Below are 24794 nucleotides of genomic sequence, written 5' to 3'. Positions count from 1 at the left end.
CAGAGCGGCTCCAGTTAAAACAGAGCTGCTGGAACCGCTCTAAGTCTTTGTTTCATCGCATTATCCCACGCAAAACCGCTTCGCACTTTTGCTGGAAATACTCTAGATATTCAAAAGCTTCTCGAAACTTGTCCGCACGTCAACGGCGACTTCTGCCAGATGATGTTCTACGCGTTTTATGTCTGGCATGTCCGCTGCGCGGCATAGCAGATCGATCATTCCGGGTATGAATTCTTCGCGTTTGGCGTCGCCGCCAAGACACAGACGAATCGTCTGGCTCAGATTGGTATAAAGGCGATGGGCACCGACAAGATTATCGGCAAGCGCCGGATCGGCAAAGGATGGGTCGAGGGCTGAAAGGATTTCTTCCGTACCCAAGGGGCGAGACTTCCGGTCAAGCTTGTTTGCCAATACGGCAAACTGTGCGATGAATTCCAGATCGACAATGCCGCCGGGCTTCAGCTTGAAATCCCAATCATCGGCGGGTGGCTTTTCCTGATAGATAAGGTCACGCATCTCGCGTACGTCTTTCGCGATTTTCTTTACATCACGCGGCGCAGACAGTACCTCGTCAATCTCGCGCCTGATCTGATCCATAAAGGCATCGTCGCCATGGATCGGACGCGCGCGGGTCAAGGCCATATGCTCCCATGTCCATGCTTCGCTGCGCTGATACTTGCCGAAGGATTCGATATGGGTCGCGACCGGTCCCTTGTTGCCTGAAGGACGCAGCCGCATATCGACTTCGTAAAGCACACCTTCCGCCGTTGGCGCGGAAAGTGCCGCAATAAGTCGTTGTGTCAGGCGGATATAATATTGCGACGGAGCTAACGGCTTTTCGCCGTCGGATTCATCAGTCACCTTGTCATGATCGTAAAGCAGGATGAGATCGACATCGGAACCAGCTGTGAGTTCGCGACTGCCAAGCTTGCCCATAGCCAAGAGAGCAACCCTAGCGCCCTTCACCTTGCCGTGGCGTCGCTCCAATTCGGTCGCTACAACCTCAAACGCTTTGCCGATCATCAACTCGGCCAGATCGGAGAAGGCCCGGCCAGCGCGCACGCCGTCAATGGCGCTTGTCAGTAGTCGGATACCGATCAAAAAGCGATGCTCGGCAGCAAAAATGCGCAGCCGGTCCAGCACTTCCTCATAGTCGGTCGCAGGTCCCAGAAATACACGAAGGCGCTCTTCCAGATAGGCGCGTGTCGGCATTTCGGAGAAAATCGCAGGATCAAGCAAACCGTCGAAAACATGTGGGTTGCGGGTAATGATTTCGGCAAGTCGGGGGGCGGCGCTCATAATCATTACGAGGAGATTGAGGAGACGCGGATTGGACTGCAAGAGGCTGAAAAGCTGGATGCCCGCAGGCAGACCTTTCAAAAACCCATCGAAACGCAAAAGCGCCTCGTCCGCGCGCTTGGTTTCGGCAAATGCCTTGAGCAAAGCAGGCGTCAGTTCGGTCAGACGCTCGCGTGCCTCTGCAGATTGTGTGGCACGATAACGCCCGAAGTGCCATGTACGGATCACTCGGCATATATCGCTCGGACGCTCATAGCCCATCGCGGCAAGCGTCTCCAGCGTACCGGGATCGTCAACATCGCCGGTAAAAACCAGATTTCCAGAAGAACTTCCAAGTTCGGGGGCCTGCTCGAACAGGGCCGCATAGTGCTTTTCGACGACCTTGAGCGCATCAAAAAAGACGTCTGAGAAGGCCGCCGGATCGGTATAACCCATCATATGTGCAACACGCACAAAGCCTTCATCGTCTTCTGGCAGAATATGCGTCTGCTCGTCAGCAATCATCTGGATGCGATGCTCGACATCGCGGAGGAAATAATATTCCTTGGCCAAAGCATCGCGGGCCGTCTCAGTGATCCAGCCCCGCTCTGCGAGCCGTGCAAGCATCGGTACCGTCTGGTTACCGCGCAATTCGGGAAAGCGTCCGCCAGCGATGAGCTGCTGCGTCTGAACGAAGAATTCGATTTCACGAATGCCGCCGCGTCCCAGCTTCACATTATGGCCGCGCACCGCAATATCGCCGTGCCCCTTGTGGGCGTGAATCTGGCGCTTGATCGAATGCACATCGGCAATGGCCGCATAGTCGAGATACTTGCGCCAGACATAAGGTGAAAGCTCCGCTAGCACCAGTTTTCCGGATTCAAGGTCCCCCGCTACGGGCCGCGCCTTTATCATGGCTGCGCGTTCCCAATTCTGGCCGCGCCCCTCGTAATAGTGAAGCGCCGCGCCAACAGGAATGGCCAGCGGCGTGGAGCCGGGGTCCGGGCGCAAGCGAAGATCGACGCGGAAGACATAACCATCGCCGGTCCGGTCTTGCAGAATGCGGACAAGGCGGCGCGTCAGCCGCGAAAAAGTCTCGACACATTCATAGGGATCACCGATGGCCGGTCGGGTTTCATCGATGAATACGATGAGATCGATATCGGAAGAGTAGTTGAGTTCACGCGCACCGAACTTACCCATGCCCAGAACGATCCAACCACTATCTATGTTCGGGTGGTTTCGGTCGGGCAGTTTGATCTTGCCCGTGCTATCCGCGTCAAGCAGCAAAAACCTGACCGCAGCACCTGTGCAGGTTTCGGCCAGATCGGTAAGCCAGCCGGTCGTTGCTTGCGTGTCGAAGGTACCAGCGAGATCGCAAAGCGCAATCAGCACATGCGCCTCGCGTTTCAGAACACGCAAGCTGGTCATCAGGGAGGCTTCCGTCACGTCTGCACTTGAAGCACTGACCGAGATTTCCGCCAGAATATCCTCTAGTGCAGCCTCCGGCGCTTTGGCGACGATGCGGTCAAGAATACCCGGATGACGGATCAGCGCTTCGCGAATGAACGGAGAAAGATCGAGAACGGCGGAAAAAAAAATTGCTGCCGGTGCCTTTCGCAACAAGGCTACGACATCTGTAAGTTCCTCCTCTCCGGCGCGTGCCGCAAGATCGGCCAGGAAGGTCTCCGCCCTTGCGGGATCAAGCGGCGTCAAAGCACGAATCTCTCTCTCGAAGAATAGTGCCGTTGCGTTTTCTGCCGCCATGATCCCCTCTTATGTCACGTCCTTATTCGACCTTGTCCGACGGCAACGGGAACTCAAGCACAGCGCGCAGGCCCGGATCATTGCCTTCAAGACGAAGTGCGCCACCGTGCAATTTCATCACAGCCTTGGCAAGACTTAAACCGAGTCCCGAGCCGGGCTGTGTGCGACTTTCCTCAAGGCGAACAAACCGTTCTGTCGCCTGTTCGCGCTTGTCTTCGGGAATGCCAGGACCATTATCGGCAACAATGATGCGGACCCAGTTCGGATCGCGTTCCATAGAAAGGCTCACGGTCGCGTTCCGCTCATCGCCGCCAGCATATTTGATTGCATTGTCGACGAGATTGGAAATTGTCTGCCCGACCAGTTCGCGATTGATATGAAGCGCAACTTCATCCAAATCGCCAAGTGTGAGGCTCACGCCAACATCCTCGGCAACAGGCTCGTACATTTCGGCCACGTCGCGAAGTATTGGCGCCACCGGCATGTTTTCCAGATTTTCGGACGAGTAGCCTGCTTCCAGACGCGAGATCATCAGAATCGCGTTGAAGGTTCGGATCAACTGATCCGACTCGCCAATGATATCTTCAAGCGCCGCACGATATTCCGGTCCTGCTTTCTTGCCGGAAAGAGCTTCTTCCGCGCGATTGCGCAGGCGCGTCAGCGGCGTCTTAAGATCATGCGCAATGTTGTCGGAGACCTGCTTCAGCCCTTCGTTCAGTTCGAGAATTCTACCGAGCATGACATTGAGATTGCCTGACAGGCGGTCGAATTCATCGCCTGAGCCATTCACCGGAAGTCTGCCCGTCAGATCCCCATCCATGATGCGCTGTGACGCGCGCGAAACCTCATCAATACGCTTCAATGCACGCCGTCCAACGAACAGCCAGATCAAGAGCGCACCGACGCCCATGATACCGAGCGCAAGCATTAGCGACCGACGAACGACATAACGGAACCGCTCAGGTTCACCCAGATCGCGACCGACCAGAAGCCGCATACCGTTCGGCAATGCGATCACGACCGCAATGGCGCGGTGCTCCGTCTCCGTGCCCTGTTCGCCATAGCGCCTGTAATTAAAGGCTCGTTCGATAACGCCGTCGGTATCAAGGACTCCCGGCTCGACACTTTCAACATTACCCGCAAGAATACGCCCTGCCGGGTCAGCGACCAGATAGAGGTAGGCGCCCGGCTGACGTGAGCGATAATCGATTGTCCGCACGAGTTGCGGAATACCGCCCCGCGCATAGCTTTTGCCGATACTGGCAACTTCCTCGCCAAGCGCTTCCTGTGTCTGCCCGGCAAGCATGGATGCCGACAGATTGGTCATATAGAAGACCAACGCAACCGCGCCCACAATGAAGAGCAGCAGATAAAGCGTTGATAGTCGAACGGCGGTTGTGCGCATGAGCGCTGAAAAGCGGCTCATCAGTCCACCTTGGCGGCTGCAGATTGTTTTGCTCGTCCAGCCTTTAACATGTAGCCGGCGCCACGCACCGTATGAAGTAACGGAACGTCGAAGCCCTTCTCGATCTTGGAACGTAAACGCGAAATATGTACGTCAATCACATTGGTCTGTGGATCGAAGTGGTAATCCCAGACGTTTTCAAGCAGCATCGTGCGCGTGACAACCTGTCCCGCATGACGCATCAAATATTCGAGAAGTCGGAATTCGCGAGGCTGGAGCGTAATATCCACGTCCTGTCGGCGGGCCGTATGCGCAAGCCGATCAAGCTCCAGATCGCCAACACGATAAATCGTATCGGCCTCGCGGGGGCTGGAACGACGCTGGAGAACCTCCACGCGAGCCAATAGCTCCGAAAATGCATAGGGTTTGGTCAAATAGTCGTCACCACCAGCCCGCAAGCCCGTAACACGGTCGTCCACCTCGCCGAGAGCAGAAAGGATCAGAACCGGTGTTTCCATACCCTTGGCGCGTAACCCGGCCACGACTGATAAGCCATCGCGTTTCGGCAACATGCGGTCTACGACGAGGACATCGTAGCTTCCATTCTCGGCCAGCGCATAACCGGTCTCGCCGTCACCGGCAATATCGGCAGAATGTCCGGCCTCGGTGAAGGCCTTCTCCAGATAGCGGGCCGCTTCGCGGTCATCTTCAATAACGAGAATCTTCATGGCGCTACTATATACTGTTTGTTGATAAGGCGATGCCAGGCGGAGAACCGCCTGGCATCGAGTTGCTCAGAGCCTTCCAGGGCTGCCGGTCATCATCCCTGATCAATCGGCAATGCCACGAAGCGGCTCTGATCGTTGCTCTGCAACTGCAGCAGCACGGCCTTGCGACCCGACTTGGCGGCTTCGCGGATGGCGCTGTTGATATCCTTGGCGCTTTTCACAGTCTGGTTGTTGACACTTACAATGATGTCGCCGGAACGGATACCGCGATCGGAAGCATCGCTGTCGGGGTCGACATCGGTTACCACCACACCATTACCGTCTTCAGACGGCGTAACGGTCAGGCCATAGGAGTCGAGAGTCTCGTTCTGGCCACCGCCATTGTCGCCAGACGGGCTGGCCGACTTACCAAGATCGCCAGGCATAGCCTCAATGGTGACCTTGATTTCCTCAGCCTTGTTCTTGCGCCAGACGGTGAGTGCCGCCTTTTCGCCTGGAACGATGCCAGCAACCTTGCGAGCGAGATCGCGCGGGTCCTGAACAGTCTCGCCGTTCACGGCCGTGATCACATCGCCGGACTGAATGCCGGCCTTGGCGGCGGGGCCATCCTTCTGCGGCGACGCAACGATTGCGCCCTTCTCTTCGGCAAGGCCAAGTGAAGCAGCAATATCCTTCGTCACTGGCTGAATCTGGACACCGATCCAGCCACGCTCAACCGAGCCCTTCTTGATGAGCTGGTCAACAACCTGCTTTGCAGTCGAGGCCGGAATTGCAAAGGCAATACCCACGCTGCCACCCGAAGGCGAGAAGATGGCGGTGTTGATACCAATGACCTGACCGGAAAGATTGAAAGCCGGACCACCGGAATTACCCTTGTTCACAGCCGCGTCGATCTGGATAAAGTCATCGTAAGGACCCGCGCCGATATCGCGGCCACGAGCCGACACGATACCGGACGTAACCGTGCCGCCGAGACCAAACGGATTGCCAACAGCCACGACCCAGTCGCCGACACGAATCTTGTTATCGTCGCCGAATGCAACATATGTGAACTTCTTCTTGGGATCGTTGACCTTCAGCACGGCCAGATCGGTGCGCGGATCGGTACCGATCAGCTTCGCGTCAAGTTCTGTACCGTCATCCATGACAACGCTATATGCATCGCCGTCGGAAACCACATGATTGTTGGTTACGACATAGCCGTCTTCAGAAATGAAGAAGCCGGAACCCTGAGCGACCGGACGTTCATGACCGGGGCGTGGGCCTCGCTTGCCGGGGCCACGACGGTCCGGGCGGGCATCGGGACGTGCGTCGCCACGCGGATCCACGCCGAAATCGCGGAAAAAGCGCTTTAACGGATGATCGTCGGGAAGCTGGTCGAAGCCGGGAGGGCCGAAAAACTGGCCGCCGCCGCCGCGGTCGGCAGTTTGCTGCACGTCTTTCTTTACACGGACACTGACGACAGCAGGACGAACCTTCTCAACCAGATCGGCAAAACCCGCCGCCTGCGGCGGCGGCGTTATCTGCACAGCTTCCGCGCGGGCATCGTTGAGTGCGCCGAGCGGACCGGTTGCGACAAAACCACCGGCTAGAGCAGCCGACAATGCAATCGCGGCAACGCCCTTGCGATAGTTGGAAATCCTGGCTCTGGACATGTATTTCTCCTTACGAGCAGTAATCCGGTCGTCGCCCTGATTATCCAGGAAACGTGGACCTGTGAAACCTTTATAGAGCGTAAGATAGTCGGGGCTACCTTACCGCTCCGTTTCCACAACATGAAAGTTTCGTAAGGTTGCGAATAGGATCCGCAAGCACATGACGATTATTTGCCGTCAAGCAGCCGTGAAAGCTCCGCCTTTTCGCTATCGGTAAGTGGCTTCGGCGCCTCGCCCGCCTGTTTGCGTCCACGAAAAGCAAAAACCAGCGCTACTGCACCGATCAGAAGGATGACAACCGGAAAGCCCCACAGGAGCACCGTGCGCGCATTGAGACGCGGCTTCAAAAGCACGAACTCACCATAACGGTCTACGATGAAGTCCATCACCTGTTCGTCACTATCGCCTTCTTTTAGCCGGTCACGCACAAGGATACGAAGATCACGAGCAAGCTCGGCATTGGAATCGTCTATAGATTCGTTCTGGCACACCATACAGCGCAGTTCGCTGGAGATCGTACGGGCGCGCTTTTCAAGCGCCGGATCGGATAAGACCTCATCCGGATTGACCGCAAGTGCCGCTGTTCCATGAATTGCCAAAGCAGCGCCGAGCAGGAGTGCCGCCAATGCCGAGCGCGTCCTCATGCTGCGGCCTCCGCTTCTTTTGAAGTGGATTTGCGACTGCGCGAAGGCGCCCCCACCCGCAGACGACGGTCAGCCAGAGAAAACAACGCACCCACCATCATGATAAGCGCGCCATACCAGATAAGCGTCACGTCAGGCTTCCACCATATGCGCACCACGACCGAACCGTCGCCCGGTTCATCGCCAAGCGCGACATAGACCTGGCTGAACCACAGCGTTTTGATGCCTGATTCTGTCGTCGGCATCTGGCGTGCCGGGAAGAATCGCTTGGACGGTTCGATCTGCCCAAGGCTGCGCGAGCTGGAATCCAGCAGCGTGAACGTGCCGCGATTTTCGGTAAAGTTCGAGCCGGTCAGCGGGCGAAGTCCTTCAAAGCGCAGCGTGTAGTTCTGCACCTTGGCGGTATCGCCCGGACGCATGATCAGCACATTCTCCGTGCCGAAGGTGGTCACGCTTACAATGCCAAGCAGCGTCACGCCAAGCCCGATATGGGCAAGTGCGGTACCGAAGACCGAGCGCGGCAAACCCTTGAACCGCGAAAATGCTTTACCAACGGAAACCTTGCTGATGCCAGACTTGAAAAAGAGGTCTGTCAGACTCCCGAAAATCAGCCACGCGGCAAGCCCGATCCCACAGGCGGCGAGAACCGATTTCGCCGAGGTGCTCCACAGAACGATTGCCGCAGCCACAAGTGAGAGCGCGAAAGCCGTCATCAGCCGCTGCGACACGCCGTAAAGATCGCCGCGTTTCCAGGCGAGCAGCGGCCCGAAGGGAACCGCAAAAAGAAGCGGTATCATCAGCGGGCCGAAGGTCATGTTGAAGAAGGGGGCACCCACCGAAATCTTGTCGCCGGTCATCACTTCAAGCAGCAGTGGATAAAGCGTACCGATCAGCACAGTCGCGGCAGCCGTCGTCAGGAACAGATTATTGAAGACGAGCGCGCCTTCGCGGGAAATCGGGTGGAATATACCGCCCGCCGTCAGGCTTTGAACGCGAAGTGCGAAAAGCGACAACGACCCGCCAATGAAGATTGCAAGGATCGCCAGAATGAAAAGGCCACGTCCCGGATCGGTAGCGAAGCTGTGAACCGAAGTCAGAACGCCGGAGCGGACAAGGAAGGTGCCAAGCAGCGACAGCGAAAAGGTGAGAATCGCCAGCAGTACGGTCCAGATTTTCAGTGCCGAACGCTTTTCCATCACGAGAGCGGAATGGAGCAAGGCCGTACCAACCAGCCACGGCATGAACGATGCATTTTCAACAGGGTCCCAGAACCACCAGCCGCCCCAACCAAGCTCATAATAGGCCCAGTAGGAGCCCATGGCGATGCCACCGGTCAGGAACATCCAGGCCACGAGCGCCCAAGGACGCACCCAGCGCGCCCAAGCAGCATCGAGACGTCCTTCGATCAACGCCGCCACGGCAAAGGAAAAACATACCGAAAAGCCGACGTAACCGAGATAAAGCAGAGGCGGATGGATCGCGAGACCAATATCCTGAAGAATCGGATTGAGGTCTCCCCCTTCCATCGGAGCCGGGAAAATACGGGTAAACGGGTTCGAGGTGAACACGATGAACGCCAGAAATGCGGCTCCGATCCAGCCCTGCACAGCAAGAACGTTGGCGCGAAGCGTTTCGGGTAGATTACCGGAAAATGCAGCGACCAGCGCACTGAAGAAGGTGAGAATGAATACCCACAGCAGCATAGAGCCTTCATGATTACCCCAGACGCCTGTGATCTTGTAGAGGAGCGGCTTTTGCGAGTGCGAGTTCTCGACCACGTTCAGGACCGAGAAATCTGACACGACATAGGCGTGAACAAGCACGGCCGATGCAAGGCAGATCAGTGCGAAGACGGCAATAGCAGTCGGTACCGCGACAGCCATGAGCTGCATATCCCGGCGATGCGCGCCGACCACCGGCACGATCGATTGGACAATCGAAAGAGCCAGTGCCAGAATCAGAGCAAAATGGCCAATTTCGACACTCATCTGCAATCTCCATCAAGCATCCTGCCGGACCGCAGGTCCGATACGGAATGCTCTAACCTCTACTTGCCTTCCCAGACGCCCTTTTCCTTCAAGCTGTCGGCAAGGTCCTTGGGAACGTAGTTCTCGTCATGCTTCGCCAGAACATTGTCGGCACGGAACACACCGTCGTCTCCGAAACGTCCTTCGGCTACGACGCCTTGCCCTTCGCGAAAAAGATCGGGCGGAATGCCTTCGAACACGACTTTCACGGTCTTGATCGTATCTGTCACCGTGAAACGCAGTTCGCTGCCGTCGCGGCTGACAGAGCCTTCCTCGACGAGGCCACCGAGACGGAACCGCGAGCCGGAGGCCATATCCTGCTCCGTTAGATCGGCGGGTGTGCGGAAGAAACGGATGTCCTGACTGAAAGCCATCAGCATCAGCCCCACCGCTACGGCCAAAACTGCCAGTGCGCCGCCGATAAGGAACAGGCGCTTGCGCTTTCTCCGGCTGACGGTCCGGGCAAAATTACCCGCCGGTTTGCCACCCCTTGCATTGTCGTCTGCGGTCGCGCTCATTTTTGTGCGTTCCCTGTTTCCAGTCCAAGACCGGCTGCGAAGCTCTGCAGGTTCGTCCGGCTTTCGCCCTGAAGGGCTGTCATGCCGCGATTTAGCGCGTCCAGCGCTGCATCGCGACGGTTGAGGATGATATAGGAGCGCACGAGACGCTTCCAGCCTTCGACATCCCCACTATTCTGGCGAAGACTTTCATCAAGACGTTGAACCATGCCTTCGATCATCGCTTGCCGGTCTTCCGGGCTTAGTGATGAAGCGGCATCAACATCGTCCGCCGTCGGCCCTTTCGGTTGCTGTACGCCACCGGAAATAGGGTTACGAAGCCGGGCGATAGCCTGTTCGATCTGGCCGCGCCATGGGGCATCAGCCGGCGCCTTGTCGAGAAACGCCTGTAGCCGATTGGCAGCCATATCCATGCGACCGTCCTGCATCTCTCCCTGTGCAAGATAAAACTGCGGACGCACATCATTTGGTTCGAGATCGGCAGCTTTATTGAAGAAGCTTTCTGCCTCCGCGGTCACGGTACCACCCGAAGCGGTTGCCAGTGCTTCACCCAAGCCCAGAACACGCGGGAAGTTCTCTCCAGCAATGCGAATGGAAGTGCGATATGCATTGACGGCATCTGTAGCACGACCAAGCCGCAGATAGATCGGCGCCAGCACATCCCATCCACGCACATCGCCTGGGTTTTGTGCCAGATGCGCTTCGGCACGCGCCACAAGCTCATCGACAGAACCGCGATCCGCAGCGGCCGAAAGCCGTTCGGCCAGCGGCATGGATGGCATGTCCGGTTTACCGAGAAGCGGATAGATGCCCCAGGCGATCAGCGGCACGGCAAGGACCGCGATAAAAGCCAGCAATCGGCCCGGTGCGGCTCTGCCCGCGGCTTCTGCAGCTTCCTTAGCTGACTTTTCAGCATTCAAAATGCGACGTGATATTTCAATGCGTGCCTGTTCGGCGCTCTGAGGGTCGATCATACCGCGTGCAGCGTCGGCTTCGACCTCACGCAACTGGTCCCGATAGACCTCGAGATCATTCTTTTCAGCGGGCAAGAATGCCTGCTTGCGCCACGTGAGAGGCAACAAAACAGCCAAAGTAGCTGCCAATGTCAGTAATGCTGCAACAAGCCAGAATCCCATGGCTACGACTTAAGCGCAGCCAAGGGAAAAACCAACTACTACCTGCAGTAAGTTGCTACCTAGGGCAATTCGCCGCAAAGGCCTGATGTTAGGTCAACGGCGTCCAGCTACCGTCCGGATTGCGACATGCCGTTCCGCGGGTAGTCTGCAGCGATCCGCCAATGGTAAAGCTGTGTGAATACTGGCGGCAATTCTGAGAGCCAACCTGGTAGGGTTGCGCCGCCGTCACATCGCCGGAATTCGACCCACTTCCACTCCAGGATACGGTCTTGCCCGCCGGTGAATATTCGAGCGCACGATATTCAGCTTCGAGCGCTTTCTTGCGATCACCTGCATTCAACTGATTTGCAGCGTTGCCGAGAAGACCGTTCCCAAGAGACGTCAACAGGCTGACTTCCGGTTTCTGTGCTGTAGAACCGCCGCCCAGCGCACCGAGACGTGTCCCCTTGTTAGTCGCGCCGCAAGCCGACAATGCAAGCGCTACAACAAGCATCGTCGAAGCAACTGAAACAGGGTGAGAAAACCTGGATACAATCATCATAACAACCGGCCTTCATAAACAATTAGCATGCTTACCATCGCATCATACGACTTTTATACTTAGTATTCTTCTAGTTCGCTTTCGATCAAACACAACCGTCAATCTTCCGTCAGCGGCAACACGGCCCGGACGCCCAATCCACCTAACGAGCTCTTGCCCAGATGCAAGTCACCGCCATATTCGCGAACTGTATCCTGCACGATTGCGAGTCCGAGCCCAGTTCCCGGTTTTGTTTCATCGACACGGCTACCGCGCTTGAGCGCCGCTTCGATCTTGTCCGATGCCAGCCCCGGCCCGTCATCTTCTATCAGGACTTCAAACCGTCGTTGCTCCCCAGAAACACGGGCAAGCTTGATATTGATGCGTTTACGTCCCCATTTGCCCGCATTCTCCAGCAGATTGCCGACGATTTCTTCCAGATCTTCCCTCTCGCCAGCAAAGACGGCACTGGACAGATCATTCCTGAAGGTAACATTCACAGTCGGGTTGAGTTTGGCGGTCACGCGCTGCATACGTTCGAGAACCGGCGTCACCGGCGTACGGAACACGACACTGTCGCGTTGTGCCGCAATACGCGCACGCTGTAGATAATGTTGTATCTGTATCTGCATCGCTTCGCTCTGTTCCTGCACAATGCGTCCATGTTCTCCCCCCATACTTCGTGCTTCATTGACCAGCACAGAAAGCGGGGTTTTGAGAGAATGTGCGAGATTGCCGACCTGTGTTCGTGAACGCTCGACAATGCGGCGATTGTTCTCGATGAGGGCATTCATTTCGGTGGCGAGCGGCGCAATCTCGACGGGCAGCGAAGCGTCGAGCTTTGACGAGCGCCCCTCGCGAATATCAGCCAGCGCCTGCCGCACCTTGTCGAGCGGACGCAGACCGAACAGGATAGCGGCGGCATTGATGAGAATACTGCCAATACCAAAGATCGCAAGATAGGTCGCGAGGCTGGTTCTGAAATCGGAAATCTCTTTCAGAACCTCGCTGAGATTGCCCATGACGCGAAAACGCGCAACGCGGTTGGCATTATCGAGAACCACTTCCGTTTCAACGATGAAAAGCTCCTCGCCGTTGAGGCCGGGCAAGGTGTAGCTGCGCATGAAGGAGCTGTCGAACGGTGCCTGCGCCACCGGCATTTCCGGCACGATACGGCCGGTCAGTGATGGCGATTGCAGCTTTCCCGTCAGGTTCGGAGTGACGGGATCAACAGACCAGTACCAGCCCGAGAGCGGGCTGGAATAGCGCAACTCGCCCAGTTCTGGACGCCCCTGCAGCACACCTTCGCCCGACGTGCTGACCGCACCTACCAGACTGAACAAGTGAGCGGTCAGCAGGCGTTCAAAATTGCTGCGTGCCGCATCGCCATAAAGTGACCCGATGAAAGTGGCCACCACCACAAGTGCCACGATGACCCAGATCGTCGAAAGCGTGACGACGCGGACCGCGAGCGAACGCAAAGGGGGAAACACGCGAAGAAGCTTCAGCTGTCGTTGCCTTTCGTTTCGCTTTCGATCTCCCCTTCGGAGCGGATGCGATAGCCCATGCCGCGCACTGTTTCGATCAGGTCCACACCCATCTTTTTGCGCAGGCGGCCGACAAAGACTTCAATCGTGTTGGAATCGCGGTCGAAATCCTGATCATAGAGATGCTCGACAAGTTCCGTACGCGAGACCACCTCATCCATGTGGTGCATCAGATAGGATAGAAGCCGATATTCGTGCGAGGTAAGCTTGAGCGCAACGCCGTTGACGCTCGCCTTAGACGTTTTCGTATCGAGATAGAGCGGCCCACAGACCAGTTCCGACGAAGCATGTCCGGCAGCACGGCGGATCAGGGCGCGCAACCTCGCCAGCACTTCCTCAATATGGAAGGGCTTGGCCACATAGTCATCGGCACCGGCGTCGATACCGGCAACCTTGTCGCTCCAACGGTCGCGGGCGGTCAGCATGAGAACGGGCATGGTGCGTCCGCTGCGCCGCCAGCGCTCCACAACGCTGATGCCATCCATGCGCGGCAGACCAATATCGAGCACCACAGCGTCGTAGGGCTCGGTATCGCCGAGATAGTGCCCTTCTTCGCCGTCATAGGCGCGGTCGACCACATAACCGGCAGCAGCCATCGCCTCGGAAAGCTGTCGGTTCAGGTCCTTGTCGTCTTCAACGATCAGGATTCGCAAGCGGACATTCTCCCTCAATCTACACAGAACAGCGGCACAAGCCGTTGTTATTGAGCGGGAACGGCCACTTCAACACGGCGCGGACGCTCGCCATCGCGGCCTGGCACAAGCACCACGACTACACACATCGGACGACCGTTCTGAGTCGTGGCGGTTGCCTTGGCAAGTTGGCCGCCCTGCTGGGCAGCCACTTGTTCGCCGATCGCCGCACAATCTCCGGCGGCAGCGACGACGAGACTGGACTTCTGCGGCGCAGTCATCGGCAGGGCACCGGCATCGACCGGCAGCAAGCCAATACTAACCGCGAGAAGCGCGAAAACTTTGAGTGCAGAATATTGTTTCATCATGCCGCCTTTTATAGCGCCCCACAGCTGAACGATGCATGAACAACCATTCCTCTTCCGGGCCCAAAGGAAAAATCTGCCTCTGACTATCACGCTTTGTGAAATTATGAAATGCGTGAAGTTGCCCCGATACGCCCGATTATCGTAACAATTCCGGCAATTGCAGTCGCCAGTTGCAGCAGAACATCCGTTAAGGCACCCTGATCGATCAGGTCGGTTGCCACACCGAACATGCCTGCAAGGGAGAGCAAAAGTGCGACAAGACCCGCCCAAACCGTGCGTGAAAGATACCATGGTTTATCAATGTTCATAATTTTTCCTTTCAGTTGATGATGGCCGAGATGTCGAGACGCGCGTAATCGCCAGGCCCGCTCTTTGCACCGATCATTGCGACGTGAAACTGGAATGCAGCATCGCCGAGATCAGCCTGTCTTTCGGATAATCCATATGTCCATGACGGCGCCGAAGTCTGGATACTTCTTACCACGTCTCCATCCAGCCGGATTTCGATGCGATAGGCTTCGCGCTCCTCGCCAAGTGGAATATCTTCACCAAGCCAATCGTCCGCATCGATCCGCCCACGCCTGATCCAACTGAATAAGAGATCGCCATTTGCGAGCCGCGCCATCTTTGGATGAACGGGGCTGAGTGGACGCAGGCTGCGCATACCGCCACTCGACCGAACCGTATCGAAGTAGTCATCCGAAAAAGTCTTGCCTGCCGTTCCCACGCGCCAATTGAGTTCAAGTCCGGCTTCCGAAGCTTGAAGGCCAGCGGGAACAATCGAGCTATCCAGCAATATGAAGGATGTCTCGATTTCCTTCCTGACCGATGCGGCCCGCTCTGTTCCCAATTGACCGCGCAAAAGGCGGCTAAGCTTCCAGCGGTTAGAACCTATTTCCTCTGCGTCCAGAAACTGGAAGACTTCCCATTCGCCATCGGGTGCGCGCAACAGGGCCGTGTTGGCTCCGTTCAATATCTGCGCCATTGGCCGCGATTGCAGTTCGCCCGAATAAAGAGCAACCTCCATCGACTGCCCTTCGATCACGCGTCCGCTTGGAGCACCTTCAAGTGCAGCGGTCAGCTCACCTATGATTGCCCTGTCCTGAACAATAACCCGCTCCGCAAAGCCGTCCTCTGAAGGCGAGACGAACACTGCCGCCCCGCGCCATGGTTTTGCATGACAGGCGATGCGGAATTGTCCGACGGCATCCTCCGAGCCGGGCCAGAGCGGCAGATCTACGAGGTGAAAGATCGGCTTCATATCGAGAGCCGGACCACCGCCGGGACTGGTCGGCGTTTTACCATGATCTGCAAAGGCGATGTTCGGAGCCAGCGCGATTGCGCGGACGGTGCGGATTTCTCCGTCTTCCAGCCCCGTAACAATATAATTGCGTTCACCGCCGCCCAGAATGCCAAGGCGCATACGGTCCCCGACATGGAGTGCGGCCACCGACCATGGCAGAGCAAAATCCACCGAACGCCGTTCCGCATAGCGCCGCGCCATCCATGCTTCGGCCAGCGCCGTTGCCTGTCCCTGTTCCATGACCCCGGAAAGACTGAGTGTTTGTATACCCTGCCCCTCCTCGCGGCGGACCGATGCGCCAGCGATCTGGAAATCCCGCAGCGGATCGTTGCAATAAAGCTCGGCTATGGACGGCAGATCGTCCTGATCCTCAACGGTAATCGTGAGCGCTTCCCGATCATCCAGTTGAACGAATTCAGACAGCTCAAGCACTGGCCCCGCACGCGCAATACTTTTGAACACGAAGTGCCCGGCTTGTTCATAAGCATGAATGCCAAAGACGTTCAGAAGTGGTTCCAAAACGCCCCGCGCACTTGATGGTTCACTGATGAGAAAGCCTGAAAGATAGCCATCAGCACCGGCGCAATCAGCTTCCGGCAGACCGAAGTCACTCAGAATGCCAGCAATCAGCTCATCCAACGACACGCCGCTGACACGCCCGTTCAACCAATGACCGAGACGCCAGTTTTCCGTATCGCCCCAGGTATTGGCCGCCAGTGGGAACTCTGGAAACGGCCTCGTGTCCCAAGACCAGAGATAAATGCGGTCCACATCCAGCATCGGCCCGCCATAGTGTGGGGAAACGGGATTATTGTTCTGCCAGTGGCGATAATGCGCACGCAGAAAGCGATCCATACCGATATCCGCACGGGACCCGTTTGAAAAATAGGGCGTTGCATCTTCCGACGATTTTGGATCGGGAAAGACATTGGGCTGGTTTGGCCCCTTGTCGACGGCGGGACAACCAAGCTCCGTAAACCATAACGGCTTGGAATGAGGCACCCAAGCGGTCGGTTGCGTAGCTTCGGCTCCTGCGAGGCGGTTATAATGCCGGTTGCTCCACCAGCTTTCGAGGTCCTTGTAGCGATAGACCCACGGCTTGCCTGCCAGACCATCCGCAATAGGCGAACGCCTGCGGGTTTCGCGGTCTTCGACACTCGCATAATACCAATCATAGCCCTCGCCTGAAACCACCTGGCGGGTGAGACCATCCAGATCATAAGCCGTCTCGAAACCATCTGGATTGCCTTCGTCGAGATCACTGTCACGCCAGTCGGCAAGCGGCATGTAATTGTCGATTCCGATGGCATCGATGGCCGGATGCGACCATAGCGGGTCGAGATTGAAGAACAGGTCGCCACTGCCATCCTGCGCCTGATAGCCAAAATATTCCGACCAGTCGGCCCCATACGTAATCTGGCAACCGCTACCGAGTATTGCCCGCATCTCAGCGGCAAGTGCGCAGAGATGCGTGACGAATGGAAAGCTATCCTGTCCGTCGCGTATGCCGGTCAGCCCGCGCAACTCCGATCCAAGGAGAAAGGCGTCCACGCCCCCCGCCTGCTGAGCCAGATCGGCGCAATGGTTGAGAAAGCGGCGATAGCCCCACGGTCCATCGACAAAGGCTTGCACCTGTTCGCCAGCAACAGCCGTCTTGTCCGGTGAACCGGCGACACCGGCGGCAGGGTGACAGGTGATGCGTCCCCGCCATGGATAGGCAGGCTGACCAATGCCGCCATAAGGTGACGGTAACTGATTGTCAGGCGGCACGTCCATCATGATGAAAGGATATAAAGTTACCTTGAGGCCCCGCGCTTTCAGGTCGCGAATGGCAGCAATTACGCTTTGATCGGACGGCGTTCCTCCATAGGCCGCCCCATCGCCGCTTCTGGAGATGAGATGCGCGTCGGCTCGCGTTACATTTTCTGCCTTCCAGGCTTGGCTCGGCTTGCGGGCCGAAAGCGCGGTGACACCGGGCCTGATCCGGCAGGAACCGGCGCGCAGATCATCACCGAACCATGGCAGCACAATCGCAACATGATGGAGGTCAGGGCAAAGGGCCTGCAACTCGTCCAATGAAGCTGTCCAGTCGCTGCGGGCGCGCAGAATATTGCGGTTGATCCAGCGTTTCTGACCGGCAATCGGTTCGTCGCTCACCGGATCGGGCGATAGTCCGAACTCCGTCGAACCTGGGATCAGTGCCACCGCCCGGACGGATTGCGCAACCTTGCCGACGGGGCGCATCACTTCGAACTGGAACTGCGGCAGGCGATTGCCGAACCGGTCGAGCGGAATGCGCTCGAACACCACATAGGCCGTGCCGCGATAGGCGGGCGCATTTCCTGCTCCCTGCTTGGCTTCAATCAGCGGATCGGGAGCCTGCGTATCCGTGCCGCGATAGACACGCATTTCAATCTCGGTCAGATCAAGTTCCTGCCCATCGGCCCATATGCGACGAATACCGGCTATCGAGCCTTCCGAGACAGCATAGGCGGCATTGCCGTAATAGCTGTAGCTCGTGACTTTCGGCCCGCCCTTGCCGCCCTGACGTTCCGTGGTCTTCTGTTCCTCGAACCGCGTCGCCCAGATGAGCGTGCCGGAAACCCGGACCGTGCCATAGACAAAGGGCAGAGCGGCCCCTTCTTCTGCGGTAGCGACACGCCCGCCGTTCAGGCGCGCACCCTCGACATGACGTGTGGAATTGATGAGTGCGTTGTCGATGGCATAGCCGCCCATCGCGCCAAGACCAGCGCCGATTGCAGCGCCGACAGGTCCGAAGATGCCGCCCACCGCGGCGCCCACCGCCTGCAAAACGATTGTGGCCATGAATCAGATTTTCCGTTCGGGAAAGATGAAAATTCCAGCGATGCGATTTCGCCATTGCGGCACCAGAGCCGACGCCATCACGCTGTGTCCCTCATAGGCATGGATAAAACGGTTGTCATGGGCCATGATCCCTAGATGTTTGGCCGCAAGACCTACTCGCCAGCGAAACACAAGAAGGTCACCGGGCATTGGCTCGGAAGAACCCCGCCGGATCATGTGGCGGGACGCAGCCTCCAGCATGGGATCGCCGGGCGAAACTTCGGCCCAGTCGGGCGCATAGATGCCGGGGGCTTCCGGCTCGCAGCCGTAAAGTGAGCGCCAGACACCCCGCACCAGACCGAGGCAATCGCAACTGACGCCCCGCGTGGAAGCGCCGTGGCGATAGGGCGTTCCGATCCACCGTTCCGCCTCGAACAAAACATCCCCGGCGGTTGTCATGGAACCAGCACGCTCCCGTCATACTCACTGCCGCCATTGACGTAGGCATAGGCCGCATCATTGCCCGGCAGGTGCGGGAAACCACGAAAATTCGGTCCATTCACGAACTTGCCCTTGCAGGTCGCAAAGCTCTTGTCGCAACCAGCAATGATACGAAACGCATCGCCTTGCACGACAGGCAGCACCGGCTGCTCGACAAGTCTGAGGACTGGCCCGGCATGAACCGTCACGCGGACGGTCCGACCGAAATTCGCACCGCCAATCCAGCTGAGCATACCTAAGGCAAACCAGCCCGGAGCAAAGCGATCGAGACCTGTCACTGTCAGGTTTGGACCGTCCGCCGCCAGTACGGTACATTCAGCAAAGTAACGCGGATCGTGGACATCGACGCCGCAACGGCTGTCACCCAGACCGGCATCGCAATGGCGCAGCACGCGGCGTCCGCGCACTGCGTCAAACGCTGCCGCCGCCCCTTTCAGTTCCATCACGAACCGGCTGCCGGACCGGCTGATCTTGCCAGACGTCCAGCGACGCAGGAGCATATTCTGTGCCGGCGCTGTCCAGTTGACCAGATAAGCCTCGATGGAGGCGCCGTCATAGCGGCCCTGTTCAATATCTGTATCGCTGATCTTTGATGAAGACAGAACACCCTCGACCTCCCCACCTGCCACGGACAGGCCGAGCATGGTTGAAGCTTCGCTGCTGTTGAGACCGGTCAAAGGTTCGCAGGCAATTCCGTCTACGGGCACAGTGCAATCATGATCGGTGAAGCCAAGAACAACGCCATCGCTTCTTCTGATAAGCCAGGCGAAGCAATGACTTGTCACCTCGCGCTGCAAATGTGATTCAAGTTCTGCCGGAACCGGGATCATATCTTAACCTCTATGATCGGTATCGAAGGAATTTCGCCTGCCTGAAACGAGGCGATGCTTGCCGTCAGGCGATCTGTGTCGAAACGCACCGGTACATCGAACAGGAATCCTGCGGTGATGATTGCGCCCGAAGCGGGCACGTAATCCGATGAAAAGCTCACCGTTCCTGCAGTGTGATCCACGCTGAATGCCTCGCCTTCCGGGAGGGGTACGCCGTCTGCTGCAACCAGAACGGAACCGGCTATAGGATGCGTGATCGGGCGGTCGTAACTCTCATAATGCTTGATGAGCTGAAAGCTGACCTTCGCCCCATCGCCAACCCCAATCCGCTGATCGGTCGCCTTGGGCGGCACACTGCCCGCAGCAGACGAAAAATCGAACGGATCGCGAAACCGGAACGCGTGAAGCGAACCGCGCCGCGCCTCAAAGAAGGCCAGCACCTGCCGCAAATCATCCAGCGAACGCAAACCGGTTCCGGCATCGAAATGCCTGCGGGAATGCGCCCATCGGGCATTGCGTTTTTCCATACCGGAAGTGAGCGTTACGATTTCGTTGCGCCATTCCGGCCCGCCCGTCGCTCCGAAAGAAACGCCGAGCGGAAAGCGCACATCATGAAAGGCTTCGATCATGTTCTTATTTCCTCACGCATGATCAGTCCCTGAAACCGGTTCCCACTTTTCGGGATCATGTTCAAAGCCTCCTTGCGCCGCGGCGCACCGCGCCTGCCAGCATCGTCGAAAGTTGCGCTTCCGACTTGCGGAAGGACGAGGCGTCTGGCGAGGTCATGTTGAACACGACCTGTACCGGCTTGCCGCCGCCGCCCGTCGCAACGCCCAAACGGCCATCCGCACCGCGTGCAAGTGGCAGGATGGCTTCGGCGCCCGCCTCGCCCGTCAGGCCAAGCGAGCCATTGCCCATACCGAAATAGGTGGGGCTCGACACCACCCCGCCCTTGGCAAAAGGCATGATGCCGCGAATGCCGCTGAAAAGCCCGCCCATCATAGACGAAGTCAGGCTTTGCAATGGCTGCATGCCTGCCGAAAGCGCAGTCCCGGCCAGATTGGTCGCGAGGCCGCGCAGCACGTCTTCCAATCCCTTGCCGGATGTAATCGCGCCTTTTAGAGCCGAAGTCAGGCTATTGCCGAAGCTCGACGAACGCTTTTCAAGATCGGTCAGAGCGCGGTCAAAGGCGCTCGTATCCGCATTGACGGATACGGTAACGGTTTCATCTGTCATCATTCACCTGTCAGGAAAGGCGCGCATCAGCGTCTCGAGCGACTGGCGCGAAGGCGCATCGAAAACCGGTGCGGTTGGGCCAAGCGCAGCGTTCAGTTCACGCGGCGTCATCGACCAGAATGCCTGTGGGGAAAGCCGCAGCAGACCGAATCCCGCTCGCATTGCCTCATCCCAGGGAAATGGCCAAGGAAGCGGCTTTTGCGGTGCAGGTTTCGATTCAACTGCGGCCCTCAAGGGTTTGGCGTGGAATCCTTTTCAGGCGATCCGAAAGTAACTGTCAGCAGCGATGCGACGATGCGGGCAAAGCCCGCAGCCCCACCTTCCGCACGCATCTCGGCCACATCATCCTCGCTGACCATATGACCGCCACCGCGAAGCCCCGCGCAGAGAATACGCTGCATGTCGCGCGCAGAAAGTCGTCCCGTCGAAAAGCGTGCGGTCAGGTCTGAAAGATTATCGACTTCAAAAGCCGTTTCGAGTTCTGCCAGAGCACCAAGCGTCAGGCAGAGTGTCCAGTCACGGCCATCCAGTCGGGCCGCGACCTCGCCGCGATGGCGATTAACCATCACAGGGCCTCGCTGAAGGCAATGAGGCTTGCCGATTCCAATGCGATCTCGAAAGTCACTTCCGCATCGTGATTGCCGCCATATTCCAGTGCCGTTATCTGGAATGGCCCGCTGACCGTGCCGAAGTCCGGCAGGACAATCTGCCAGTCGCGTATCTCGCCCTCGAAGAAAATCCGGCGGACCAGCGCATCAGACGCCGCGTCCTTGAAAATGCCCGATCCGCTGACAGACGCGCGCTGAACCCCGCTGCCTGCCAGCAATTGCCGCCAGCGCCCCGCAGAATCGGCGTCCGTCACATCCACGGTTTCGGTGTTGAACGCGATACGTTTGGTGCGCAAGCCCGCGCAGGTTTCAAACGCGCCGTCGTCCCGCACCGTCTTGAGCAAGATGTCCTTGCCTCTCTGTGCTGCCATTCAAATCTCCCAGATTTTAGTTTGCAGGCTCTGTCACGGCGCGATAGCGCATGGTGCCGAGATAGCTACCCATTCCGTCGGTGTTGCGTGCCAGAACTTCTGTCAGCATAAGGTTCACGAGGCGATGACCGTTCACCTCGACGGGCTTTTCGTCGAGTGTCGTTGCAATCCTGGCGGCAATGTCCAGCACGCGTTTGCGCCCACTTTCCTTCGCCCATATCTGAATATTAAGAAAATGCTCGCCGCCCTTTTCCGTCGACGTATCCCAGTTGCGGCTGGCGGTCTCGCCGAGCGTCACATAGGGAAAAGGTGCTTTTGGGGGAACATGATCGTAGATGCGTTCTCCGCCAATCGATTCAATGAGTTCATCATCATTCTTCAAAGCCTCAAATAGAGCCTTCTGCAATGCTGCCGCGCCATTCCTCATGCTTGCCCCCGCCTGCACTGTTGGCTGTACGAATGCCGGTATCAACCGATGCCAACACCTGTTGAACTGCGATGGTTTCCCGGGCCGACAACGCTTTCCAGCGCAGCGCACGGACAAGACCATCGAATGTAAGTTGCATTGAAATATTCATCGCCCCTGCTCGCTCGCCAGACAGACGAGATAGCGTTCGCTTTCATCGGGATCGTGGATGGAACGCAGCGAAAATATCCGCCCAGCCTTGCGCAGCCGCATGGCGGTCGAAACATCGGAACGGAACCGCAGCAGGATGCGATGCGTCACTTCCGGTTGCGGGCGCGTGCCGAAATCCTTCTGCGATGTTGAAAGCGGTTCGATCCGCCCCCAAACCATGCCGACCTCGGACCAGTTCTCGGCGTAACCGCCCATGCCATCCGCTATCGGCTGCATGGCTTCCAGCACCAGCTCGGAGGTAAGCTGGCCCGGATCTATGAAAAGCACGTTGTTCATAGAGACACTCTCTTCCAGCTATCTATCATCTGGCTGATGACCGGTGGAAAGGAGCGCGATGCGGCATCGGCATCGACCCCTGCGCGTGACTCGTAAAGATGCGCCACGAGCGTCAGGATCGCATGTTTGAGAGCGTCTGGAACTTCCACGCCAGTTTCTCCGAAACCGGCCACGAAATCGACCTCGAGACCAACGAATTCCGCCGCATCTGGATATTGCGCCATATAAAGACGCTGCGGCCTGCTGCCATGGTTGAGGACGAATTCTTCCGGTGAAAAACTGATTGCGGTTCCATCCTGCCTGTATGCCACCACAGCCGCCACGGACTTGACGGGATATTTGAACAGGGCAAGTCGACCCGAGCGTGGCCAGCGATCCACACGCAAACGCCAAGTCTGGTCGATCAGCGACAACCCGGTTTCGGCTTCAATGATTTCACGGGCGGTCGCGATGAGACGATGCAGAATTTCGTCCTCGCTCTCAGTGGAAATTCGTAAAAATGCGCGTGTGTCTGCGATCGTCACCGGCTCCAGCGCCGGTGGCGTGACAAGAAACATTGTCATGGGCTTTCCTCTAAATGATAACTTTCAAATCAGACAGTTAAACACGAACTCCGAACGGAGATTCACTTGCTTTGGAGCAGGAAACTACCTGCCAAAACCGGCAGGATAGCTCCAAAACCCCCAGAGAAAATTGACAGGTACGACGTGATCGAAGATGTCAGGCAGAAAATTTCAGCAGTTTGATTGCCTCGAAATCCTGTACGCCGCCGCCGACACGCTTCGTGGTGTAGAAGAGCACGTAAGGCTTGGCCGAATAAGGATCGCGCAATACACGCACGCCAATGCGATCCACCACCAGATAGCCCCGTCCGAAATCACCGAAAGCAATTGCCGGGCTGTCGGCTGCGATGTCCGGCATGTGCTCGGCTTCGACCAGTCCAAAGCCCATCAGCGAGGCCTTTTCGCCAACGGAGGACGGCGGCTGCCAGAGATAGTTGCCGTCCTTGTCCTTGAGCTTGCGCAATACGCTTTGCGTTTTGCGGTTCATGACGAAGTTGGCATTCTGTCGATAGCCGGCCCGCAGACCGTAGATAAGCTCGATCAGCTTGTCCGATGGATCTTCCACCGGCAGCGCGCCTGCAACGCCGGTCGCGATATGGCCGATCTTGCCCCATGCCCAGGCATCATCCGTGACGCTTTCATAATTCAGGAAACCGCGCGGCTTGTTGACGCCATCGCCATTGACGAATGCTGCCCCTTCTTGCTCGGCGAAGGCTGCTTCCACTTCCTCGGCGATCCACTGTTCGACATTGATCGCCGCATCGTCGAGGAGCGAGGAAGTCGCTGCTGGCATGGCGTAGATTTCCATGGTCGGGAACTGCAGCTCGGCCAGCTTCGCCGATGCAGTTTGCGGGCGCGCATCGGTTTCACCGACCCAACCCGTGGCCGGGCCACTGACCGAGAACGGCTTTTTCAGAACCGCACCTGAAACCTGCCTTACGCTGGAAATGCCACGGATCGGCGACAGGATAGCCAGCCTGCGTCCAATCTCTGTTTCCAGTTCGGCTGGCACCAGATAGCCGCCATCTGGACCGGATGCATAGGAATGCGCCTTCTGCTCCAGGCCGCGCAGCGTCTGCTCGTCGCCACGGCGAACATAACCATCGAAAGCCTGCTTGTGCTCGACATTGTTGGCGAGCGGTGCGACACCAACCAACGGCGGACGCACCTGTTTGAGAACATATTGGTCGAGCGCCGCCTTCTGTTCGTCAAGCGCACGGTTGATGCGATCAACCTTGTCGCGCAGCAGCACATCGGCATCCACACCCTTTTCGACCTTTTTCAACCGTTCGTCATTGGCCTCGCGGAAAGCCGAAAATGCCGTCATAAACTCGTCGAAAGCCTCGGAGACATCGCCATCATTGTGGCCAAGCGCCTTCGTTTCCACGCTCTTGGTTTCGAGCGGGATGGTCTGGTTTTCTTCCATATCGGTCCTGTGG

General features: G+C 57.5%; 26 protein-coding genes. All 26 read right to left on the bottom strand.

Features of this window, described 5'->3' with window-relative positions; translation table 11 throughout:
* Positions 1-102: 102 nt before the first annotated feature.
* Positions 103-3045, bottom strand: coding sequence for a bifunctional [glutamine synthetase] adenylyltransferase/[glutamine synthetase]-adenylyl-L-tyrosine phosphorylase (locus FJQ48_RS13245; protein WP_139975492.1), 2943 nt, complete (start codon positions 3043-3045; stop codon positions 103-105).
* A 22-nt stretch (positions 3046-3067) separates the two neighbouring features.
* Complete coding sequence (locus tag FJQ48_RS13240; protein WP_180350233.1) at positions 3068-4474, bottom strand: HAMP domain-containing sensor histidine kinase; 1407 nt, start codon at positions 4472-4474, stop codon at positions 3068-3070.
* Positions 4471-5178, bottom strand: coding sequence for a response regulator transcription factor (locus FJQ48_RS13235; protein WP_104755461.1), 708 nt, complete (start codon positions 5176-5178; stop codon positions 4471-4473). Before FJQ48_RS13235 ends, FJQ48_RS13240 begins: the two co-directional genes overlap by 4 nt.
* A 92-nt stretch (positions 5179-5270) precedes the next feature.
* Entirely contained in the window at positions 5271-6833 is a 1563-nt protein-coding gene (locus tag FJQ48_RS13230) for a Do family serine endopeptidase (RefSeq protein ID WP_139975490.1), read from the bottom strand.
* Positions 6834-7000: 167 nt separating this feature from the next.
* Complete coding sequence (locus tag FJQ48_RS13225) at positions 7001-7477, bottom strand: cytochrome c-type biogenesis protein (RefSeq protein ID WP_139975489.1); 477 nt, start codon at positions 7475-7477, stop codon at positions 7001-7003.
* Positions 7474-9465 (bottom strand): heme lyase CcmF/NrfE family subunit, encoded by a 1992-nt coding sequence (locus FJQ48_RS13220; RefSeq protein WP_139975488.1) that lies wholly within the window; start codon positions 9463-9465, stop codon positions 7474-7476. The genes FJQ48_RS13225 and FJQ48_RS13220 overlap by 4 nt, the downstream gene beginning before the upstream one ends.
* Before the next feature lie 59 nt (positions 9466-9524).
* On the bottom strand, positions 9525-10022 hold the full coding sequence (ccmE, locus tag FJQ48_RS13215; protein WP_139975487.1) for a cytochrome c maturation protein CcmE: 498 nt from the start codon (positions 10020-10022) through the stop codon (positions 9525-9527).
* Complete coding sequence (gene ccmI, locus FJQ48_RS13210) at positions 10019-11158, bottom strand: c-type cytochrome biogenesis protein CcmI (protein WP_139975486.1); 1140 nt, start codon at positions 11156-11158, stop codon at positions 10019-10021. Before ccmI ends, ccmE begins: the two co-directional genes overlap by 4 nt.
* 88 nt (positions 11159-11246) lie before the next feature.
* Positions 11247-11699 (bottom strand): hypothetical protein, encoded by a 453-nt coding sequence (locus tag FJQ48_RS13205; protein ID WP_139975485.1) that lies wholly within the window; start codon positions 11697-11699, stop codon positions 11247-11249.
* 98 nt (positions 11700-11797) lie between these two features.
* A complete protein-coding gene (locus FJQ48_RS13200; protein WP_139976285.1) occupies positions 11798-13108 on the bottom strand; it encodes an ATP-binding protein in 1311 nt (436 codons plus the stop codon).
* A gap of 74 nt (positions 13109-13182) precedes the next feature.
* Positions 13183-13878, bottom strand: a complete 696-nt coding sequence (locus FJQ48_RS13195; protein ID WP_139975484.1) for a response regulator transcription factor — start codon at positions 13876-13878, stop codon at positions 13183-13185.
* Positions 13879-13925: 47 nt separating this feature from the next.
* Complete coding sequence (locus tag FJQ48_RS13190) at positions 13926-14222, bottom strand: hypothetical protein (RefSeq protein ID WP_139976284.1); 297 nt, start codon at positions 14220-14222, stop codon at positions 13926-13928.
* 104 nt (positions 14223-14326) lie between these two features.
* A complete protein-coding gene (locus FJQ48_RS13185; protein WP_139975483.1) occupies positions 14327-14533 on the bottom strand; it encodes a hypothetical protein in 207 nt (68 codons plus the stop codon).
* Positions 14534-14544: 11 nt separating this feature from the next.
* On the bottom strand, positions 14545-18354 hold the full coding sequence (locus FJQ48_RS13180; RefSeq protein ID WP_139975482.1) for a glycoside hydrolase/phage tail family protein: 3810 nt from the start codon (positions 18352-18354) through the stop codon (positions 14545-14547).
* Between the two features lie 3 nt (positions 18355-18357).
* A complete protein-coding gene (locus tag FJQ48_RS13175) occupies positions 18358-18792 on the bottom strand; it encodes an NlpC/P60 family protein (RefSeq protein WP_139975481.1) in 435 nt (144 codons plus the stop codon).
* Entirely contained in the window at positions 18789-19664 is an 876-nt protein-coding gene (locus tag FJQ48_RS13170) for a DUF2163 domain-containing protein (RefSeq protein WP_139975480.1), read from the bottom strand. Before FJQ48_RS13170 ends, FJQ48_RS13175 begins: the two co-directional genes overlap by 4 nt.
* Positions 19661-20293 carry a TIGR02217 family protein gene (locus FJQ48_RS13165; protein ID WP_139975479.1) on the bottom strand — a complete coding sequence of 211 codons (633 nt, stop codon included), beginning with the start codon at positions 20291-20293 and terminating at the stop codon, positions 19661-19663. Before FJQ48_RS13165 ends, FJQ48_RS13170 begins: the two co-directional genes overlap by 4 nt.
* 61 nt (positions 20294-20354) lie before the next feature.
* Positions 20355-20900 (bottom strand): phage tail tape measure protein, encoded by a 546-nt coding sequence (locus tag FJQ48_RS13160; RefSeq protein WP_139976283.1) that lies wholly within the window; start codon positions 20898-20900, stop codon positions 20355-20357.
* 3 nt (positions 20901-20903) lie between these two features.
* Positions 20904-21062 carry a rcc01693 family protein gene (locus tag FJQ48_RS13155; protein ID WP_348770740.1) on the bottom strand — a complete coding sequence of 53 codons (159 nt, stop codon included), beginning with the start codon at positions 21060-21062 and terminating at the stop codon, positions 20904-20906.
* Positions 21063-21130: 68 nt separating this feature from the next.
* On the bottom strand, positions 21131-21466 hold the full coding sequence (locus FJQ48_RS13150) for a gene transfer agent family protein (RefSeq protein WP_139975478.1): 336 nt from the start codon (positions 21464-21466) through the stop codon (positions 21131-21133).
* Positions 21466-21879, bottom strand: a complete 414-nt coding sequence (locus FJQ48_RS13145; RefSeq protein ID WP_139975477.1) for a phage major tail protein, TP901-1 family — start codon at positions 21877-21879, stop codon at positions 21466-21468. Before FJQ48_RS13145 ends, FJQ48_RS13150 begins: the two co-directional genes overlap by 1 nt.
* A 16-nt stretch (positions 21880-21895) precedes the next feature.
* On the bottom strand, positions 21896-22306 hold the full coding sequence (locus tag FJQ48_RS13140) for a DUF3168 domain-containing protein (protein ID WP_139975476.1): 411 nt from the start codon (positions 22304-22306) through the stop codon (positions 21896-21898).
* Positions 22266-22445, bottom strand: coding sequence for a hypothetical protein (locus FJQ48_RS13135; protein WP_139975475.1), 180 nt, complete (start codon positions 22443-22445; stop codon positions 22266-22268). Before FJQ48_RS13135 ends, FJQ48_RS13140 begins: the two co-directional genes overlap by 41 nt.
* 8 nt (positions 22446-22453) lie before the next feature.
* Positions 22454-22792 carry a phage head closure protein gene (locus tag FJQ48_RS13130; protein WP_139975474.1) on the bottom strand — a complete coding sequence of 113 codons (339 nt, stop codon included), beginning with the start codon at positions 22790-22792 and terminating at the stop codon, positions 22454-22456.
* Complete coding sequence (locus FJQ48_RS13125; RefSeq protein ID WP_139975473.1) at positions 22789-23355, bottom strand: phage head-tail connector protein; 567 nt, start codon at positions 23353-23355, stop codon at positions 22789-22791. Before FJQ48_RS13125 ends, FJQ48_RS13130 begins: the two co-directional genes overlap by 4 nt.
* A 157-nt stretch (positions 23356-23512) precedes the next feature.
* On the bottom strand, positions 23513-24781 hold the full coding sequence (locus FJQ48_RS13120) for a phage major capsid protein (protein WP_139975472.1): 1269 nt from the start codon (positions 24779-24781) through the stop codon (positions 23513-23515).
* Between the last annotated feature and the right edge of the window lie 13 nt (positions 24782-24794).

Source organism: Ochrobactrum sp. CGA5, assembly GCF_006345815.1.
In the GTDB taxonomy this organism is placed as follows: Bacteria; Pseudomonadota; Alphaproteobacteria; order Rhizobiales; family Rhizobiaceae; genus Brucella.
The sequence above is the reverse complement of the archived record's forward strand: the minus strand, read 5'-3'. Positions and strand labels throughout refer to the sequence as shown.

Coding starts and splice junctions, on each gene's coding strand:
- FJQ48_RS13245 (WP_139975492.1), bottom strand. CDS start 3,045: ATGGCGGCAGAAAACGCAACGGCACTATTCTTCGAGAGAGAGATTCGT.
- FJQ48_RS13235 (WP_104755461.1), bottom strand. CDS start 5,178: ATGAAGATTCTCGTTATTGAAGATGACCGCGAAGCGGCCCGCTATCTG.
- FJQ48_RS13230 (WP_139975490.1), bottom strand. CDS start 6,833: ATGTCCAGAGCCAGGATTTCCAACTATCGCAAGGGCGTTGCCGCGATT.
- FJQ48_RS13225 (WP_139975489.1), bottom strand. CDS start 7,477: ATGAGGACGCGCTCGGCATTGGCGGCACTCCTGCTCGGCGCTGCTTTG.
- FJQ48_RS13220 (WP_139975488.1), bottom strand. CDS start 9,465: ATGAGTGTCGAAATTGGCCATTTTGCTCTGATTCTGGCACTGGCTCTT.
- ccmE (WP_139975487.1), bottom strand. CDS start 10,022: ATGAGCGCGACCGCAGACGACAATGCAAGGGGTGGCAAACCGGCGGGT.
- ccmI (WP_139975486.1), bottom strand. CDS start 11,158: ATGGGATTCTGGCTTGTTGCAGCATTACTGACATTGGCAGCTACTTTG.
- FJQ48_RS13205 (WP_139975485.1), bottom strand. CDS start 11,699: ATGATGATTGTATCCAGGTTTTCTCACCCTGTTTCAGTTGCTTCGACG.
- FJQ48_RS13190 (WP_139976284.1), bottom strand. CDS start 14,222: ATGAAACAATATTCTGCACTCAAAGTTTTCGCGCTTCTCGCGGTTAGT.
- FJQ48_RS13185 (WP_139975483.1), bottom strand. CDS start 14,533: ATGAACATTGATAAACCATGGTATCTTTCACGCACGGTTTGGGCGGGT.
- FJQ48_RS13180 (WP_139975482.1), bottom strand. CDS start 18,354: ATGGCCACAATCGTTTTGCAGGCGGTGGGCGCCGCGGTGGGCGGCATC.
- FJQ48_RS13175 (WP_139975481.1), bottom strand. CDS start 18,792: ATGACAACCGCCGGGGATGTTTTGTTCGAGGCGGAACGGTGGATCGGA.
- FJQ48_RS13170 (WP_139975480.1), bottom strand. CDS start 19,664: ATGATCCCGGTTCCGGCAGAACTTGAATCACATTTGCAGCGCGAGGTG.
- FJQ48_RS13165 (WP_139975479.1), bottom strand. CDS start 20,293: ATGATCGAAGCCTTTCATGATGTGCGCTTTCCGCTCGGCGTTTCTTTC.
- FJQ48_RS13160 (WP_139976283.1), bottom strand. CDS start 20,900: ATGACAGATGAAACCGTTACCGTATCCGTCAATGCGGATACGAGCGCC.
- FJQ48_RS13155 (WP_348770740.1), bottom strand. CDS start 21,062: ATGCGAGCGGGATTCGGTCTGCTGCGGCTTTCCCCACAGGCATTCTGG.
- FJQ48_RS13150 (WP_139975478.1), bottom strand. CDS start 21,466: ATGGTTAATCGCCATCGCGGCGAGGTCGCGGCCCGACTGGATGGCCGT.
- FJQ48_RS13145 (WP_139975477.1), bottom strand. CDS start 21,879: ATGGCAGCACAGAGAGGCAAGGACATCTTGCTCAAGACGGTGCGGGAC.
- FJQ48_RS13140 (WP_139975476.1), bottom strand. CDS start 22,306: ATGAGGAATGGCGCGGCAGCATTGCAGAAGGCTCTATTTGAGGCTTTG.
- FJQ48_RS13135 (WP_139975475.1), bottom strand. CDS start 22,445: ATGCAACTTACATTCGATGGTCTTGTCCGTGCGCTGCGCTGGAAAGCG.
- FJQ48_RS13130 (WP_139975474.1), bottom strand. CDS start 22,792: ATGAACAACGTGCTTTTCATAGATCCGGGCCAGCTTACCTCCGAGCTG.
- FJQ48_RS13125 (WP_139975473.1), bottom strand. CDS start 23,355: ATGACAATGTTTCTTGTCACGCCACCGGCGCTGGAGCCGGTGACGATC.
- FJQ48_RS13120 (WP_139975472.1), bottom strand. CDS start 24,781: ATGGAAGAAAACCAGACCATCCCGCTCGAAACCAAGAGCGTGGAAACG.